The organism is Bradyrhizobium sp., assembly GCF_035701725.1.
In the GTDB taxonomy this organism is placed as follows: domain Bacteria; phylum Pseudomonadota; class Alphaproteobacteria; order Rhizobiales; family Xanthobacteraceae; genus Bradyrhizobium.
Map to the genome: position 1 here is coordinate 1 of NZ_DASSRP010000029.1, position 15,736 is coordinate 15,736.

The 15,736-nt window shown below is 62.6% G+C and carries 15 protein-coding genes; 9 read left to right on the forward strand and 6 right to left on the reverse strand.

What is annotated here, in order from left to right; all coding sequences use genetic code 11:
- Positions 1–645, forward strand: a 645-nt coding sequence (locus VFL62_RS01510; RefSeq protein ID WP_414644571.1) for an AMP-binding enzyme, incomplete at its 5' end; no start/stop codon positions are given.
- A gap of 211 nt (positions 646–856) precedes the next feature.
- A complete protein-coding gene (locus VFL62_RS01515; RefSeq protein ID WP_325170613.1) occupies positions 857–1,708 on the forward strand; it encodes a DUF1499 domain-containing protein in 852 nt (283 codons plus the stop codon).
- A 56-nt stretch (positions 1,709–1,764) separates the two neighbouring features.
- Here VFL62_RS01515 and VFL62_RS01520 read toward each other — a convergent pair whose 3' ends face one another.
- The 3 genes from VFL62_RS01520 to ribB all read right to left on the reverse strand — a co-directional run bounded on the left by VFL62_RS01520 (position 1,765) and on the right by ribB (position 5,219).
- The gene (locus VFL62_RS01520; RefSeq protein ID WP_325170614.1) at positions 1,765–2,691 is read right to left on the reverse strand and encodes an MBL fold metallo-hydrolase; all 927 of its coding nucleotides are present in this window, start codon (positions 2,689–2,691) and stop codon (positions 1,765–1,767) included.
- 118 nt (positions 2,692–2,809) lie between these two features.
- Positions 2,810–4,024, reverse strand: a complete 1,215-nt coding sequence (locus tag VFL62_RS01525; RefSeq protein WP_325170615.1) for an acyl-CoA dehydrogenase — start codon at positions 4,022–4,024, stop codon at positions 2,810–2,812.
- A 118-nt stretch (positions 4,025–4,142) separates the two neighbouring features.
- Positions 4,143–5,219: a 3,4-dihydroxy-2-butanone-4-phosphate synthase gene (gene ribB / locus VFL62_RS01530; RefSeq protein ID WP_325170616.1), complete on the reverse strand. Its 1,077-nt coding sequence runs from the start codon at positions 5,217–5,219 to the stop codon at positions 4,143–4,145.
- A gap of 165 nt (positions 5,220–5,384) precedes the next feature.
- Here ribB and VFL62_RS01535 point away from each other — a divergent pair, with 165 nt between their 5' ends.
- The 3 genes from VFL62_RS01535 to VFL62_RS01545 all read left to right on the forward strand — a co-directional run bounded on the left by VFL62_RS01535 (position 5,385) and on the right by VFL62_RS01545 (position 8,889).
- Positions 5,385–6,626 carry a PLP-dependent aminotransferase family protein gene (locus VFL62_RS01535; RefSeq protein WP_325170617.1) on the forward strand — a complete coding sequence of 414 codons (1,242 nt, stop codon included), beginning with the start codon at positions 5,385–5,387 and terminating at the stop codon, positions 6,624–6,626.
- A 27-nt stretch (positions 6,627–6,653) separates the two neighbouring features.
- Complete coding sequence (locus tag VFL62_RS01540; RefSeq protein ID WP_325170618.1) at positions 6,654–7,541, forward strand: LysR family transcriptional regulator; 888 nt, start codon at positions 6,654–6,656, stop codon at positions 7,539–7,541.
- A gap of 175 nt (positions 7,542–7,716) precedes the next feature.
- Entirely contained in the window at positions 7,717–8,889 is a 1,173-nt protein-coding gene (locus tag VFL62_RS01545) for a YbfB/YjiJ family MFS transporter (protein ID WP_325170619.1), read from the forward strand.
- On the opposite strand, the gene VFL62_RS01550 is transcribed toward VFL62_RS01545, so the two are convergent.
- Positions 8,865–10,139: an amidohydrolase/deacetylase family metallohydrolase gene (locus tag VFL62_RS01550; RefSeq protein ID WP_325170620.1), complete on the reverse strand. Its 1,275-nt coding sequence runs from the start codon at positions 10,137–10,139 to the stop codon at positions 8,865–8,867. The genes VFL62_RS01545 and VFL62_RS01550 overlap by 25 nt on opposite strands.
- 162 nt (positions 10,140–10,301) lie before the next feature.
- Here VFL62_RS01550 and VFL62_RS01555 point away from each other — a divergent pair, with 162 nt between their 5' ends.
- Entirely contained in the window at positions 10,302–11,573 is a 1,272-nt protein-coding gene (locus VFL62_RS01555; RefSeq protein WP_325170621.1) for a serine hydrolase domain-containing protein, read from the forward strand.
- A gap of 127 nt (positions 11,574–11,700) precedes the next feature.
- Positions 11,701–11,877, forward strand: coding sequence for a hypothetical protein (locus VFL62_RS01560; RefSeq protein ID WP_325170622.1), 177 nt, complete (start codon positions 11,701–11,703; stop codon positions 11,875–11,877).
- A gap of 67 nt (positions 11,878–11,944) precedes the next feature.
- On the opposite strand, the gene VFL62_RS01565 is transcribed toward VFL62_RS01560, so the two are convergent.
- Together VFL62_RS01565 and VFL62_RS01570 are read right to left on the reverse strand one after the other, a co-directional pair.
- Positions 11,945–12,763: an aldo/keto reductase gene (locus VFL62_RS01565; RefSeq protein WP_325170623.1), complete on the reverse strand. Its 819-nt coding sequence runs from the start codon at positions 12,761–12,763 to the stop codon at positions 11,945–11,947.
- Between the two features lie 180 nt (positions 12,764–12,943).
- Positions 12,944–13,420, reverse strand: coding sequence for a hypothetical protein (locus tag VFL62_RS01570; protein WP_325170624.1), 477 nt, complete (start codon positions 13,418–13,420; stop codon positions 12,944–12,946).
- A gap of 229 nt (positions 13,421–13,649) precedes the next feature.
- On the opposite strand from VFL62_RS01570, the gene VFL62_RS01575 reads away from it, so the two are divergent.
- Positions 13,650–14,591, forward strand: coding sequence for an NrtA/SsuA/CpmA family ABC transporter substrate-binding protein (locus tag VFL62_RS01575; RefSeq protein WP_325170625.1), 942 nt, complete (start codon positions 13,650–13,652; stop codon positions 14,589–14,591).
- A 170-nt stretch (positions 14,592–14,761) separates the two neighbouring features.
- Positions 14,762–15,631 carry an ABC transporter permease gene (locus tag VFL62_RS01580; protein WP_414644572.1) on the forward strand — a complete coding sequence of 290 codons (870 nt, stop codon included), beginning with the start codon at positions 14,762–14,764 and terminating at the stop codon, positions 15,629–15,631.
- Positions 15,632–15,736: the final 105 nt, after the last annotated feature.

The following is a 15,736-nucleotide window of genomic DNA, read 5'->3' on the forward strand; positions in this document are numbered from 1 at the left end:
ATGACCGAAATGAGCCCGCTCGGCACGGTCGGCTCGATGAAACCGCAATTGGCGGATCTGGACAGCGACGCGCTGTTGGATATCAAGCAGAAGCAGGGTTACACGCCCTTCGGCGTGGAAATGAAAATCACCGACGATGCCAACAAGCCGTTGCCGTGGGACGGCAAGACCTTCGGCCGCATCAAGGTACGGGGCTTCGCGGTGGCGCGGGCCTATTTCAAGGAAGATCACGACGCCATCGACGATCAGAGCTTCTTCGATACCGGCGACGTCGGCACCCTGGATCGCTATGGCTACATGCAGATTACCGACCGCTCCAAGGACGTGATCAAATCCGGCGGCGAGTGGATATCCTCGATCGATCTGGAAAATCTCGCGGTCGGCCACCCGGCGGTGGCAGAAGCTGCGGTCATCGGCGTGCACCATCCCAAATGGGACGAGCGTCCCCTGCTCATCATCCAGCTCAAGCAGGGGCAGAATGCGACGCGGGAAGACATTCTGAAATTCATGGATGGCAAGATCGCCAAATGGTGGATGCCCGACGACATCGTCTTCGTCGACGGCATTCCCCACACCGCGACCGGCAAGATCCTGAAGACCGCGCTTCGCGACCAATTCAAGACGTATAGTTTCCCCGGGACCTAGCTGAGAGGGCTGGGTCAATCCATCTCAGTCTTTGGCGCCCGATCCCTTGAATTCGGTGCCGCTTCGTGGTCTCACACCGGCTAATGGTCTTTTGGATTGCGACATTTGCAAAAGCGCCCGTTGCGAACGGGCGTGAATGTTGCAGTCGGACCACTGGTTTCAATGCGCCGGTTCCGCCCGGCCGTCCTTAATTCCGGCAGAAATCAAGGCCATGGCCCGCAGGTTTTCCGCGCCCTATCTTTCGGAGCCCGTCTCTGGCCTCGCCTCGTGGTCGCGCAACCTGGCGGTATTTTCGGTTGTGGCGGTCCTGGTGTCGATCCTGATCGTCCGGTTCGGCTTTCTCGAAATCAAACCGGCTCTGGCCACTTTTTTTGGCGCGCTTGCCTGTGCCGGCCTCTCGATCGTGCTCGGCCTGTTCGGGGCGGCCGCAATCTGGCAGAGCGGCGCCACAGGCGTCAGCCGAATTCTGGTTGCGTTTCTGATCGACGCCATGCTGCTGGCCTATCCTGCCTATCTCGGCCTGCAATATCGCAAGCTGCCGGCGATCCACGACATCACGACCGATCCGATCGACCCGCCACGCTTCGAGGCATTGGCGCGCTTGCGCACCGGCGACGGCGCCAATCCGGCCGTCTATGCCGGCCTCTACTCGGCCGAACAGCAGCGCATCGCCTATCCCGACATCGAAACAGTCGAACTCGAACTCCCGGTGCAGCGCGCCTATGAGCTCACGCTGCAGCTCGTCAATCGCCGCAAGTGGCTCGTCATCGACGAGCGCCCACCCCAGCCGCCGCGCCGCATCGGGCGCATCGAAGCGGTGGCGCGCACGCCGATCATGGGATTCCGGGAGGACGTATCAATCCGCGTCTCGCCTGACGATGAAGATTCGAGGGTCGATATCCGCTCCGCCTCGCGCTATTTCGAGAGCGACCTGGGCAGCAATGCCGCGCGCGTTCGCAAGCTGATGGAAGACCTCAACAACGCTGCCGACGCCGATGCGCTCAAGCCGGCGAAGAAGCCGGCGGCACCTGCGAAAACGCCGCCGAAAGTCGTGAAGAAGTAAAGAGAGGCGAATTGTAAATGGCGAGTAGCGAATAGAGTTACCCTGTTCGCTATTCCCTAGCCGCTATTCGCTAATCTGTACGTCCCATCGATCACGGGATCGCCCTCGGTCGCGACGATGCCGCGTCCTACCAGATCCTCCAGATGCGCCAGCACCGAATAGCCGGCGGCCCGCGTCAGGCGCGGGTCTATACCGATGTAGACCGCGCGCACGATGGTCGGAATATCGGCTTCGCCTTTCGACAGCCGGTGCAGGATCGAAGCTTCACGGGCCTGACGATGACGGATCAGAAAGCGCACGTAGCGCGCGGCATCGGAAATTTCCGGACCATGGCCGGAGAAATAAAGATCTTCGTCACGGCCTGCGAGTTTCTCTAGCGAGGCCATGTAGTCGACCATCGACCCGTCCGGCGGTGCCACGATCGAGGTCGACCATCCCATGACATGATCGCCGACGAACAGGAACTTGCGGTCGGGCCAGGCGAACGCGAGATGATTGGCGGTATGGCCCGGCGTTGCGACGGCCTGGAGCTTCCAACCGTCACCTTCGATGACGTCGCCATCTGCGAGCTGAATATCAGGCCGGAATTCGCGGTCCGCGCCGGATTCCGGATTGTGCTTTTCGCTTTCAAAGCGCGGTCGCGAGGCCCGGTGGGGACCTTCGGCATAGACCGGAGCGCCGGTGGCCGACTTGATCCGCGGCGTGTTCACCGAATGATCGCGATGGGTATGGGTAACGAGGATATGCGTCACGGTCTCGCCGGCGACCGCCGCGAGCAGCGCCTTCGCATGGGCTTCATCGTCGGGCCCGGGATCGATGATGGCGACCTTGCCGCGTCCGACGATGTAGCTCACCGTCCCTGTAAAGGTGAACGGGCTCGGATTGTTGCAGAGGATACGCCGCACGCCGGGCCGGACTTCCTCGATCACGCCCGGCGCAAGCGGAAAGTTGCGGTTAAACGGGACGTCGTCGTTGTCGGACATTGTTGTTCCTAATCCTCATGCTGAGGAGGCCCGTGAGGGCCGTCTCGAAGCATGAGGCTGCTGCGGCCATCCTACGAGACGCCCGCGATACGCGGGCTCCTCAGGATGAGGTTGACGCTTACGAAAACGCCTGAATGCCGGTGATGGCACGGCCCAGGATCAAGGCGTGAACGTCGTGGGTGCCCTCGTAGGTGTTCACGGTCTCCAGGTTCGCGGTATGACGCATCACGTGATATTCGATCTGGATGCCGTTGCCGCCATGCATGTCGCGCGCGGTGCGCGCGATGTCGAGCGCCTTGCCGCAATTGTTGCGCTTGACGATGGAAATCATTTCCGGCGCCATCTTGCCTTCATCCATCAGCCGTCCGACCCGCAATGAAGCCTGCAGGCCGAGCGCGATCTCCGACTGCATGTCGGCGAGCTTCTTCTGCACGAGCTGGGTTGCGGCGAGCGGCTTGTTGAACTGCTTGCGGTCCAGCGTGTATTGCCGCGCACGGTGCATGCAGTCCTCCGCAGCTCCCATCGCGCCCCATGAAATGCCATAACGCGCACGGTTGAGACAGCCGAACGGACCCTTGAGGCCGGAAACGTTGGGCAGCAGCGCGCTCTCCGGCACCTCGACGCCATCCATCACGACTTCGCCGGTGACGGAGGCGCGAAGCGAGAGCTTGCCGCCGATCTTTGGGGCGGAGAGGCCCTTCATGCCTTTTTCGAGGATGAAGCCACGGATCTGGTTGTTGTGCTCGGCGGACTTCGCCCAGATCACGAACACGTCGGCGATCGGCGCATTGGAAATCCACATCTTTGAGCCGGTCAGCCGGTAGCCGTCGGAGGTCTTCTCCGCACGCGTCTTCATGCCGCCGGGGTCGGAGCCGGCATCGGGCTCGGTCAGGCCGAAACAGCCGACCCATTCGCCGGTGGCGAGCTTGGGCAGGTACTTCTTGCGCTGGTTCTCGTCGCCATAGGCATAGATCGGATGCATCACCAGCGATGACTGCACCGAATTCATCGAGCGATAGCCGGAATCGACGCGTTCGATCTCGCGGGCCACCAGCCCGTAGGCGACATAGGTTGCATTGGCGCAGCCATATTCTTCCGGCAGCGTAATGCCGATCAGGCCGAGTTCGCCCATCTCATGGAAGATATCGCGGTCGACCTTCTCCTCGAGATAAGCCTTGGTCACGCGCGGCAGGAGCTTGTCCTGCGCATAGGCACGTGCGGTATCGCGGATCATCCGCTCATCTTCGGTGAGTTGATCGTCGAGCAGGAACGGGTCGTCCCACTGGAAATTGACGGGCGACGGTTTGTCCTTGGCCTGAGGGCGCACGCTCATGGAAAATCCTTTCACAACATTGAATTTATTTTAATGCGCCACGGGCAAGAGCGCAAATCGCTGCTGCCGTCATTCCGGGAGGCGATCTCAAAATGATACGATTCCGAGAGGACAAGGGCTATCCTTCGAGCGGCTCGTTCGAGACGATCTCGATGCCAAAGCCGGAAAGCCCCTTGTAGTCGTGCAGCGACGAACTCAGGTTCCGGATCGAGGTGACGCCAAGATCGCGCAGGATTTGCGCGCCGACGCCAACTTCACGCCATTGCCGGTTGCGGTCGGCCTCCGCGGTCTTCTCCTCGGGCAGCGGAGCCACCGGAACGCCGGCCGCACCGTCGCGCAGATAGACCATCACGCCGCTGCCGTTCTTCTTGAAGCGTTCCAGCACCAGTTGCATGTGCTTAGGCCCGGTGAAGATATCCCTGACGATGTTAGGTTTGTGGAAGCGCGTCAGCACGTTCCTGCCGTCGCCAACTCCGTTATAGACAAAGGCGACATGCGCGATCGAATCGAAAGGCGAACGATAGGCAAAACCCTGCATCGGGCCGATCGGGCTATCAACGGTGAAGCTTGAAACCCGCTCAATCAGCTTCTCCCGCGCCTGGCGGTAGGCGATCAGCTCCGCAATCGTGACATGCTTGAGCTTATGCTCCTTGGCGAACTGCGCTACCTGCAGGCCCTTCATCACCGAGCCGTCGTCGTTCATCAGTTCGCTGATGACGCCGACCGGCGGCAGACCGCTCAGCTTGCAAAGATCGACCGCAGCCTCGGTATGACCGGAACGCAGCAGCACGCCACCGTCACGTGCGATCAACGGAAACACGTGGCCGGGCCGGGCAAAATCGTTGGCTCCGACATTGGGGTTGGCAAGCGCGCGGCAGCAGGAGGCGCGTTCTTCGGCCGAAATACCCGTGCCGCCATCCGGCTTGTAGTCGATCGAGACGGTAAATGCGGTGGTGTGGCTGGAATCGTTATGCGCCACCATCGGGTCGAGCCGCAGGCGACGCGCGTCTTCCTGCGTGATCGGCGCGCAAACGATGCCGGACGTATGGCGAATAATGAACGCCATCTTCTCGGGCGTGCACAACGAGGCCGCGACGATCAGGTCGCCCTCGCCCTCGCGGTCGTCATCATCGGTAACCACGACAAGCTCGCCATGCGCAAAGGCGTGCAATACTTCCTGGATCGGATCGGCCATTGGGTCTCTCGTTTCGAAGGCAGCGAGCCTTAGCCCGGCAGGCTTGGCGACGCCAGCTTCCATATGCAGGGCAGAAAAGCTCTCCCAGCGTAGCGGTGGTGGCGACAAAGCTCGTTTACTTGAATAAGGTCGAATACAACCAAGAACAAGGGAGCAAAGGCGCCTATGACCGCCACGCCGTTCGACTTCACGCCATTGCTGCCGGCTGGTCTGCCTGCCGCAGCGGCCCGATGGACCGGGCTTGCAAAATACAGCTTTGTCGGCGGCAACAACGACCCCGAGCAGCTCCCGCTCGACGGGCTGATCGAGGCCGCCAACGCTGTCCTCAAGCGAGAGGGCCGGACGCTTGCGACCTACGGGCTGGAAAGCGGCCCGCAAGGCTACCGTCCCTTGCGTCAGTTTCTCTCTGCGAAACTGAAACGCGACAGCGGCATTTCCTGCACCGCCGACGACATCCTGATCGTCTCCGGCTCACTCCAGGCCCTCGATCTCGTCAACGCGACCCTGCTCGCCCGCGGCGACACCGTGATCGTCGAGCGCGACACTTATCAGGGCACGCTGAACCGGCTGACACGGCTTGGGATCAACACGATCGGCATTCCCCTCGATGCCGACGGCATGCGGATGGATGCGCTTGCCGAGGTATTGACCGATCTGAAGCGCCGCGGCGTCACGCCGAAATATATCTACACCATCCCGACCGTGCAGAACCCGACCGGCACCGTCATGCCGGAGGCGCGGCGTCTCGAACTTTTGCGTCTTGCCGAACAATACGGCGTGCCGGTGTTCGAGGACGACTGTTACGCCGACCTGGTCTGGGACGGCGAGCGTCCATCGGCGATCTACTCCCTGAGCAACAGCGCCAATGTCATTCACATCGGCTCGTTCTCAAAATCCATCGCGCCGGCCTTGCGCGTCGGCTTCATCGTCGCACCGTGGACGGTGATGTCGCGCATGCTTCCTCTGAAGACGGACGCCGGCAGCGGCGCGCTCGAACAGATGGTGCTCGCCGAATACTGCACGCCGCACTTCGAGGCGCACGTGCCGGCGTTGCGGCGCGGTCTCCGCGCCAAGCTCGATACCTTGATGGAAGCGCTCAACGAGCAGTTCGGGACCGCAGCGGAATTCGAGACGCCGAAGGGCGGCATCTTTCTCTGGGTCAAGCTGCCGGACCACGTCGATACGTTGAAGCTCTATCAGGCCGCGCTTGCGGCCGGCGTTTCAATCAACCCAGGCCCGGAATGGTCGACCGACAAGGCCTATGCCGGCTCGCGTCTACGGCTGTGTTTCGCTAGCCCGACGCATCAGCAGATCCGCGAGGGCATCGCGGCGCTGGCCGAGGTTTGCCGCAAGGAGTTCGGCGTACCGACACGCATTGGCAATGTGGAGATGAAATCCCGCGCGTGAGCGGGAGGAGCCGAAGGAGCTCTCACGATGGATGCGGCCGACCTGAGAGTGTTTGAAAGCGTCGCGCGCTGCGGCAGCATGAACAAGGCCGCGGCCGAGCTCAACACGGTCCAGTCAAACGTCACCGCGCGCATCAAGGCGCTGGAGGACGAACTCGGCTTCGAGTTGTTCGAGCGCACCCACCGCGGGGTGACGCTGAGCGCGGCGGGAAAGCGGCTGCTGCCCTTTGCGAGCCGCGCCGCGCGCGTGCTCGAAGACGCCCGACGCGCGGTTTCCGACCAGGGATCACCCTCCGGTCCGCTGGTGATCGGTTCGCTCGATACCACGGCGGCTTTGCGGCTGTCGCCGATCCTCGCCGAATTCGCCAGCGCCCATCCCGCCGTCGACCTCACCTTGCGCACCGGCACGACCGCCGAACTCATCGAGCAGGTTCTCAATCACAGCCTCGAGGGCGCCTTCGTCTGCGGGCCGGTGAACCATCCGGACCTCATCACCGAACCTTTCGTTCGGGAAGAACTGGTCATCATGACGGCTCCAGGCGTTACCGACTTCGACGCGATCGCGGCGATACCGGATCTGAAAATCATCGTCCTGAAGATCGGCTGCTCCTATCGGCTGCATCTGGAGGCCCTGCTCGCCCGGCACGGGATCGTTGGCGTGCGCTGCCTGGAATTCGGCACCCTGGAAGCCATCTTCAGCTGTGTCAGCGCCGGGCTCGGCATTACCTTGCTGCCGAGGGCGCTGCTCGGTTCGGTATGGGATCCCAAGCGCGTCGGTGTCCATAGCCTGCCGAACGCCTCGAAATGGGTCGATACGGTCTTCGTCCGTCGCCGCGAAGCCTATGCATCGAGCGCATTACGTGCCTTCCTCGATCTGGCCCGGCCGGCGACCACGCGGACCGCAGCGGCCGAATAGTTCCGCCCGCTATCGCCGCCCGTGATAGCCGCTATCAGATCAAACCGTTACCGGACGCGATCTCGGTCGTCCTAGGGTTAGTCCGATCCTAGAATTGAACGAACCGGTATCAACCATGGCAACCCCAGCACAAACCGATCGCTCCGCAGCTCTTGCATTTGGCGGGTTAGCCGCCATGGCGGCGGCGCTGGGAATCGGCCGCTTTGTCTATACGCCCATCCTGCCGGTGATGCTGACCGCGCTCGGCTGGAGCAAGTCCGATGCTGGCATCGTCGCGTCCGCCAATTTCATCGGCTATCTCATCGGAGCCATGCTGGCGAGCCTGCCGTTTGCCGCCGCACGCCCACGATGGTGGTTGGTGGCCGCCTTGGTGACGAGCTCGATTGCGACGGCGGCGATGGCGCTGTCGTCGAACATCGTTTTCTTTGTCGCGCTCCGCTTTATCGGCGGCGCGGCGAGCGCTTTCGTCATCGTATGCGCCTCGACGCTGGTTCTGGAGCAGCTCGCGTTGTCCGGACGTCACTCACTGTCTGGGGTTCATTTTGCCGGCGTCGGCCTTGGCATCATGCTTTCCGCGCTCGCGGTCTCGACCATGCTGCTCTGGAACGCGGGCTGGACGCATCTGTGGATCGGCGCCGGCGTGCTCGCCGCGTCGGCAACGGTAATGGCTGCGATCCTGATCCCGCACAGCCGGGACATCGCGGCCAGGCCGCAGGTCGCGAAGGCGCAGACTTCGCCGCCGGGCATCGGCGCGATGATCCTGGCCTATGGCCTGTTTGGCTTCGGCTACGTGATCACGGCGACATTCCTGATTGCGATCGTGCGATTGGCCGCCAACGTCAACGTTCTCGAGCCCTGGGTCTGGATCATCTTCGGGCTGGCGGCGATCCCCTCGGTCTCGGTCTGGGGCTGGCTCGGTCAGCGGATCGGCATATTCAACGCCTTCGCACTTGCCTGCGCGCTCGAAGCACTCGGCGTCGCGGCCAGCGTCGAGTGGGTCACCGTCCCCGGCATCGCGGTGGCGACGCTGCTATTGGGCGGGACCTTCATGGGCATCACTGCGCTCGGCTTTGTGGCCGGACGGACGCTCGCCGCCGGCAATTCGCAGCAGGCACTCGGTCGCATGACCGCGAGCTTCAGCCTCGGACAGATCGCGGGGCCGGTGGTGGCGGGCTTCCTGTCCGAGCGGCTTGGCGATTTCCGCCTGGCTTCGCTGATCGCCGCCGCCGCACTGGTCGGCGCCGCCGCGCTATCCGCCCGGACGTCATGGCTGGTGGCCGCTCACGCCGTCAGGCAGAAAACGGCCGCTTCGACCGATGGCTGTTACCTCACCGCAAACGGCGCCTGATAAGGCCGTCCGAACGGCACGCCGTTGATCACGGTCTGTACCGGCTTGAGCTGGACCTTGCCGTCGCGCTTGTTGTTGCGGGTGTCGACAAAGGTGACGGGCCCCTCCACCACGTCCATGATCGAGACATCGCCGGGCGCGCCGACCTGCAGCGTGCCGATTTTGGGCGCGCGGTTGATGATCTTGGCCGGCGCGATGGTTGCCATCGCGACCACCTGCTCCAGCGAGAAGCCAAGCAGCATGAACTTGCTCATGACGTTGGGCAGATACGGCATGCCGGGCGAATTGCCCGAGAAGACGTGAATGTCCGACGAGATCGTATCCGGCGTGCAGCCGCCCGGGATCGCGACCTCCGCGACCGTAAAATCGAAGCTGCCGCCACCATGGCCGACATCGAAGATGACGCCGCGCTGCTTGGCTGCGAGCGCCGCCGGCAACAGCTTGCCGTCCTGCACGATGTTGGTCGCCACCCCCGCATTGTTGAGAAAACCCGAATAGGAATGGGTCAGAACATCGCCCGGCCGCAGCAGGTCGAGAATCTGCGACATCAACTCCTTGGTCTCGACCCCGCCGATATGCACCATCATCTTGGCCGGCCAGCCGCACATCTCGCAGGCCTGGATGCCGCGTTTGAGCGGCTCGAGCCCATGCTTGTAGATCACGTTCTCCGACATCCGCACCTTGACGCCGAGCAGGAAATCCGGGTTCTCGGCCAGCGCCATCGCGCATGCTTCGACCTGCGCGTTGTCGATGTTGTAGAGCTCGGCGACCGGAAAAGCGGAAAGACCATTGTTGGCGATATGCAGGAAGGCATACATCCGCGCCCGCGTCTGCGCGACGATGAAGCGGCGCAACGCAGCGAGATTGTTGACGCCGGCATCGCCCGCCGACACCACGGTCGTGGTTCCCTGGAATTGCACGAGTTCATCGGCGGGAATGCCGATCGCCGAGCCATAGGGATAAACGTGGCAATGCAGATCGACGAGGCCCGCCGTGACGAGCTTGCCCGACGCATCGATGGTCTTGGCGGCGCGCGCAGCCGGAATGTCAGCCTCGACTGCCTCGATCACGCCCCAGCGGATGCCGATGTCGCGTTTTCCCCGCAACGACTGGCTCGGGTCGAGCACGTCGCCACCCTTGATCACGAGATCGTATTTGTCGTTCGGGCCCATCGCAGCGATCGCCGGCGAGGTCGATAGCGCGGCGGCGGCCGTACCGGCCAGAAAATGACGGCGTGACAGTTCGGGCATGGTGTCTCCCCCAAAAGTTTTTCTTATTGGCCGATGATGCGACGGCCGGCGCGTTTGCGCAAGCCGCAGGTGGCGCCCGCGTCGACGACGGCTGGTCGCAGCGCGGTTGTTGGCCTAGTCTGGCCTAAAGGCCAAACAGAGCCCCGAACGGGAGACGCCACGATGATCCGCTTTCGCTGCCTCGCTTTTGCATTCGGTTACCTGACCTGCGGGGCGGCTTTTGCCGCCGACCTGCCCCGCGCCAAGCCCGAGGAAGTCGGCATGTCCAGCGAACGGCTGGCGCTCATCGGGCAGGTGCTGAAGGCCGATATCGCCGCCGGGCGCATTCCCGGCGCCGTGATCGCGATTGCGCGGCATGGCAAGCTTGTGGCGCTCGATGCCTATGGCTGGCGCGACAAGGCGGCCGGTGTCGCCATGACCACCGACACGATTTTCAATATCGCCTCCATGACCAAGCCGATGACGACAGTCGGCGCGCTGATGCTCTATGAGCACGGACAACTTCTGATCGGCGATCCGCTGTCCAAGTACTTTCCGAAATTTGCCGAGATGCGGGTCGCCGCGCGCGATGCCAATGGGGAGCCCACCACCGAGACGGTGCCGGCCGATCGGCAGGTCACGATCCAGGACCTGATGCGGCACACCTCGGGAATCATCTATGGCGGCCGCGGCAATACGCTTGTGCACAAGATGTATCCGGCCGCCAGCAGCGACGCCTCGCGCGAATATGATGGCGCGGCGTTCCTCGACAAACTGGCCTCGCTGCCCTTGCTGTATCAGCCCGCCACGGTCTGGGATTACGGCTTCGGTCTCGACCTGCTCGGTCTGACGATCGAAAAGATCAGCGGCCAAACGCTAGGGCAATATCTCAAGGCCAACCTCTTCACGCCGCTCGGCATGAACGATACCGGATTTTCGATCTCGCCCGAGCAAGCCGCGCGCTACGCCAAGCCATTGCCAGCCGATCCCGATACCGGCAAGCCGCAGGTTCGCAGTCCCGAATTGACCCAGCCGCTGAAGTTCGAATGCGGCGGCGGCTGCGCGGCTTCCACCGCGACGGATTATCTGCGCTTTGTGACGATGCTGATGAGCAAGGGACGCAGCGGCGAAGCCCGCCTGCTCGGCCCGAGCACGGTCGACTACATGCTGTCGGATCAGCTCGGCCCCCGCATCAAGAACCTGATCGGCAATGCCGATCCGACTCGCGCCGATTACGGCTTCGGGCTTGGGCTTGCGGTTCGCATCACACCGGGCGTGGTCAAGATGATGGGCTCGGTTGGCCAGTTTTCCTGGCCGGGCGCCAGCGGCACCGACTGGTGGGCCGATCCGAAGCAGGAGCTTGCCGTGGTCTACATGTCGGCCGCACCCGGCCCTGTTCGCTGGCACTATCGGCAGAAGATCAACGCGCTGGTCTATCAGGCGATCATCGACTGAAATTCAGCTGCGTTCTGCGGAACGTTTTCGAAGCTGAATAGTCATTCAGAATTCTCCTCGAATTTGCGCGGAACGTTCCTTCTTGCTGTGAAGTTTAATCTCCACTTCGAAGGAGGAGGAGGAGATCATGAAGAAGCTTGCTTATATTGTTGCCGCTGTTTGTGCGATTGCGGTCGCGGCGCCGTCGGTTGCCAATGCCGAGAAGATCATCATCAAGCACGGCCGCCACCACATGGATCGTGGCTGGCATCACGGCTGGTACCATCATGGCCACGACCGCGTCGTGATCAAGCAGCGCGACTAAGTCATAAGGCCGACACAGGAATGGCCTCCTGGCCTCGCCAGGGGCCATTCTTCTTCTCGATGAAAGATCAATCCCACGCCGGCGCAAAGCCAGGGTTTACGCAGCGCCGGTCTTTGGGAAGGTTCGCAATCGCTTGACGGTCTTCGTCATCGAGCCCGATATTCAAGGCCTCCAGGTTGGCGCGCTGGCTTTCGCTGCGCGAGGCCTTCGGGATTGCCGCCACACCGTCCTGATCCAAGAGCCATTTCAGCGCAACCTGCGCCGCACTCGCGCCGTGCTTTTTTCCGATCGCGATCAGCGTTTCGTTCGAGGCCGCGCGTCCTTGCGCGAGCGGGCAGTAAGCCACCAGCGGAATGGATTTTGCGGTGAGATATTTCCGCAAGGCCGTCTGGTCGAGCATCACGTGATACTCGACCTGGTTGCAGGCGATCGGCGCCTTGATCTCTTCGACGACCTTCTTCAGGAGCGCGACGTTGAAGTTGGCAACGCCGATCGCACGTGCGCGGCCTTCCTGCTTCAGCTTCATCAACGTCTCGAACATCGCCGGCAGGTTCATGTTCGGCGCCGGCCAGTGCACGAGGTAAAGATCGATCTGATCGAGCCTCAGTTTCTTCAGACTGGCGTCGAAGGCGCGACGGATCGCATCCGGCGACAGATTCTCGTTCCAGACCTTGGTGGTGACGTGCAGATCCCTGCGAGCGACGCCGGAGGCTGCGATCGCAGCGCCGATCGCGTCCTCGTTGCCATACATCTCCGCGGTGTCGAGGTGGCGATAGCCGAGCGCGAGCGCGCTTTCGACCGCGGCACGGCACGCATCGCCCTGCATGCGGTAGGTACCAAGACCAAGGCGCGGCAGGTTGATCCCCTGCGTTTGTAGTTGTTCCATTGAGACGAACTCCGAAGGCTGACGGCCCTGATCCGAGCCATGTAGGCGAGCGAAACGACTGAGCTGAAATGGTTGCGCAAACCAACTCGCGGCCGCTGATAATGTGCCCGCGCCGGGATGCCCAAATCAAGATGGCGTCATGCGGCTCCGGCCTCTCGCGCGCTCGGCGCCAGCGCTTGCCTAGCGCTTCCAGTTGCAGATGCCGCCGGACCGGCAGGGCCAGACCTGAACGCTGGTATCGCGGGCCTGCGCCTCCATGGGATTTCGTCCGTGGAGCGCGACCAACGTATGCGACTTATGCGGCGCCGCGCGCTCGACGCGAGCGCGAGCGACCCGCGCAGCAGAGGTTGCCGCCTTCGACGTCGCAGCCTTCTCGGCATGGACCGTGGCCGCCGGCACGGTCTTGGGGTCGACAACCAATTCTGCGCTCGCCGGTGCCGTCGCCTCCTTGCCGCGATCCATCGTCACGTCCAGCGGACCCGGTGCGAAGCTGGCAGCGGGCCCCAACGGCTTGGGCGAAAGCACGGCGCGGGACAGATCGAGATTGAGAAATTCGTCCGCGCGATATTGCTGCGCGGAGGCGCCGCTCGAAGCTAGCGCCGTCAGTGCGAAAAGCACGAGAGCCGCACCGGTCAGCAATGCGCGATTCAAGACCATCACGGCCTCCCTCAGCCGATTACCCGCCCACGTTGATTATTTAGGCAACAAAACCGTCAATTCCAGTGGATTTAACCGGCAAGGTTACCGCAGGGCTGACGCCATCGCCCTCGCCGCGGGGGGTGTCTTACCCCCTTGAACAATCGACAGTTCCCTCAACGGGACGCTTCCTGTATAGGGTGCGGTCGCCGGGTAAAAAATTGAGGTCGAGTTGGCTGAAAGGATTGCCATGCCCGCTGCGTCGCTATTGCCCCGCCTGTTGCCCATCTTGCTTGTAATCTTCTCGTTCGTGATGTCTGCGCCAAACGCCAGCGCAGATGACAAGGTTCTGCGGGTGGGCACGCTGAAGCTCATCCACGGCATCACCCCGTATTTCTACGAGAAGTTCGCGCCACCCGGCTACAAGATCGAGGTCGTTCCCTTCGAAAGCCCGACCGACGGCAAGAATGCGGTGCTGACCGGGACCGTGGATACCTGCATCCACGGCATTGCAGCCTTCCTGCTCGGAGCCGCGGCCGGCGAGCCCGTCGTGATCGTCGCGGCCGCGACCAATCGCGGCATGGGCATCATTGCGGACGCCAAATCCGACATCAAGACGATCAAGGACCTGAAGGGCAAGCGCGTCGCGATTTTCCCGGGCTCGACCCAGGAAGTCGTGATCCTCGAGCGGCTGAAGGCCGAAGGCATGTCGATCAAGGACATCCAGCCGATCCGGCTGTCGTTCAGCGACATGCCCGCCGCGCTCGCCCGCGGCGATGTCGATGCCTATGTCGGCGCCGAGCCCGGCCCCGGCATCAGCCTTGCCAACGGCACCGGCCGGCTGGTCGAGTATCCCTATTCGACGCCGATCGGCTCGCTCAACATGATCCTCTCGGCCAGCGAAAAGCTGATCAAGGAAAATCCCGAACGGCTCAAAATGATCATCGACATGCACAAGAAGGCGACCGACTACGCGATGGCGCACCCCGAGGAGATGATCGAGGTCGCGATGCAGAAGCTCGGCCAGCAGCGCGCTTCGATCGAGAAGGCGGTGCCGAATGTCGAACTGACCTGGAAGATCGACCAGAACTTCATCGACCGCGCCAAGGCCTATAGCGAGTTGATGGTCGAGAAGAAGCAGGTCCGTCAGGCGCCCGACATGGCGCACGCGATCACCGAACAGTTCATGTAAGGCGCGCCCGCCACGTGAGCGACCACGTCACCACCCTGCCCGACGGCTCCAGTGCCGCCCATTTGAAGTTCCTGCGTTGCGGGCGGCAAATTTCGTTCAGGAACTTCAAATGGAAAAGCGGCACTAGAATCGTAAGCTTGCCAGTGTCCATTACTTTCCGAAGTTCGTGAATGGTGAGCGCTGAGGTGGAACACGAACTTCGGAAAGTGGACACTAGCGTGCCGGCTGCAGCGCTCGCGCGCCGAAAGCGCCAGCAACTGGAGACGCTGCGCGCCCTCGTGCTGGGCGCGGGTTTTCCGTTGCTCCTGATCCTGATCTGGGACCGGGCGGTCGCGATCACGGGTACGCGGCTGATCCCGAGCCCGTACCAGGTCGCGGTGATGATGTACGACTTCAGCTTCGGCGGCATCTATGACGACGCCTTCAGCGGCACGATCCTGACCCACATCTGGAAATCGATGCAGCGCGTCTATGGCGGCTTCTTCCTCGCCGCGCTGATCGGCATTCCCCTGGGCATGATGCTCGGACGCATCAAGGTGCTGCGGCAACTGCTCGATCCCACGATCTCGGTGTTGCGGCCAATTCCGGTCACGGCATGGCTGCCGCTCTCGATGATCTTTTTCGGCCTCGGACCCAACGCGGCGATCTTCCTGGTCTTTCTCGGCGCGTTCTATCCGATCCTGCTCAACACCATGTTTGGCGTGCGCTCGATCGATCCAAAGCTGTTCGAGGCGGCCTCCATGCTCGGCTGCGGCGGCACGGGCCTGTTCCGGCAGATCGTGTTGCCCGCCTCCCTGCCGGCGATCTTCAATGGGCTCCGGGTCGCGCACGGCTTCGCCTGGATCCTGATCGTGGTCGGCGAGATGACCGGCGTCCCGACCGGCCTCGGCTCCGTGGTGATGGACGGCCGCACGCTGTCGCGCACCGATCTTGTGATCACCGGCATGATCGTGATCGGCGCCTGCGGCTTCGTCACCGACCGCATCATCGTTGCGATCAGCAATCGTCTTCTGAGCTGGAGCCCGCAACATCGTGAGTAACGGACATCAGGAACTGCTGACCGTCCGCGGCGTCACCAAGCGTTTCGCCGTTGGCGACGACGAAGTCGAGGCGCTGGCGGCGGTCGATCTTACGATTCCCAAGGG

Bases quoted from the DNA above. Each gene is read 5' to 3' on its own strand.
- VFL62_RS01515 (WP_325170613.1), top strand. From the start codon at position 857: ATGGCCCGCAGGTTTTCCGCGCCCTATCTTTCGGAGCCCGTCTCTGGC.
- VFL62_RS01520 (WP_325170614.1), bottom strand. From the start codon at position 2,691: ATGTCCGACAACGACGACGTCCCGTTTAACCGCAACTTTCCGCTTGCG.
- VFL62_RS01525 (WP_325170615.1), bottom strand. From the start codon at position 4,024: ATGAGCGTGCGCCCTCAGGCCAAGGACAAACCGTCGCCCGTCAATTTC.
- ribB (WP_325170616.1), bottom strand. From the start codon at position 5,219: ATGGCCGATCCGATCCAGGAAGTATTGCACGCCTTTGCGCATGGCGAG.
- VFL62_RS01535 (WP_325170617.1), top strand. From the start codon at position 5,385: ATGACCGCCACGCCGTTCGACTTCACGCCATTGCTGCCGGCTGGTCTG.
- VFL62_RS01540 (WP_325170618.1), top strand. From the start codon at position 6,654: ATGGATGCGGCCGACCTGAGAGTGTTTGAAAGCGTCGCGCGCTGCGGC.
- VFL62_RS01545 (WP_325170619.1), top strand. From the start codon at position 7,717: ATGGCGGCGGCGCTGGGAATCGGCCGCTTTGTCTATACGCCCATCCTG.
- VFL62_RS01550 (WP_325170620.1), bottom strand. From the start codon at position 10,139: ATGCCCGAACTGTCACGCCGTCATTTTCTGGCCGGTACGGCCGCCGCC.
- VFL62_RS01555 (WP_325170621.1), top strand. From the start codon at position 10,302: ATGATCCGCTTTCGCTGCCTCGCTTTTGCATTCGGTTACCTGACCTGC.
- VFL62_RS01560 (WP_325170622.1), top strand. From the start codon at position 11,701: ATGAAGAAGCTTGCTTATATTGTTGCCGCTGTTTGTGCGATTGCGGTC.
- VFL62_RS01565 (WP_325170623.1), bottom strand. From the start codon at position 12,763: ATGGAACAACTACAAACGCAGGGGATCAACCTGCCGCGCCTTGGTCTT.
- VFL62_RS01570 (WP_325170624.1), bottom strand. From the start codon at position 13,420: ATGGTCTTGAATCGCGCATTGCTGACCGGTGCGGCTCTCGTGCTTTTC.
- VFL62_RS01575 (WP_325170625.1), top strand. From the start codon at position 13,650: ATGCCCGCTGCGTCGCTATTGCCCCGCCTGTTGCCCATCTTGCTTGTA.
- VFL62_RS01580 (WP_414644572.1), top strand. From the start codon at position 14,762: ATGGTGAGCGCTGAGGTGGAACACGAACTTCGGAAAGTGGACACTAGC.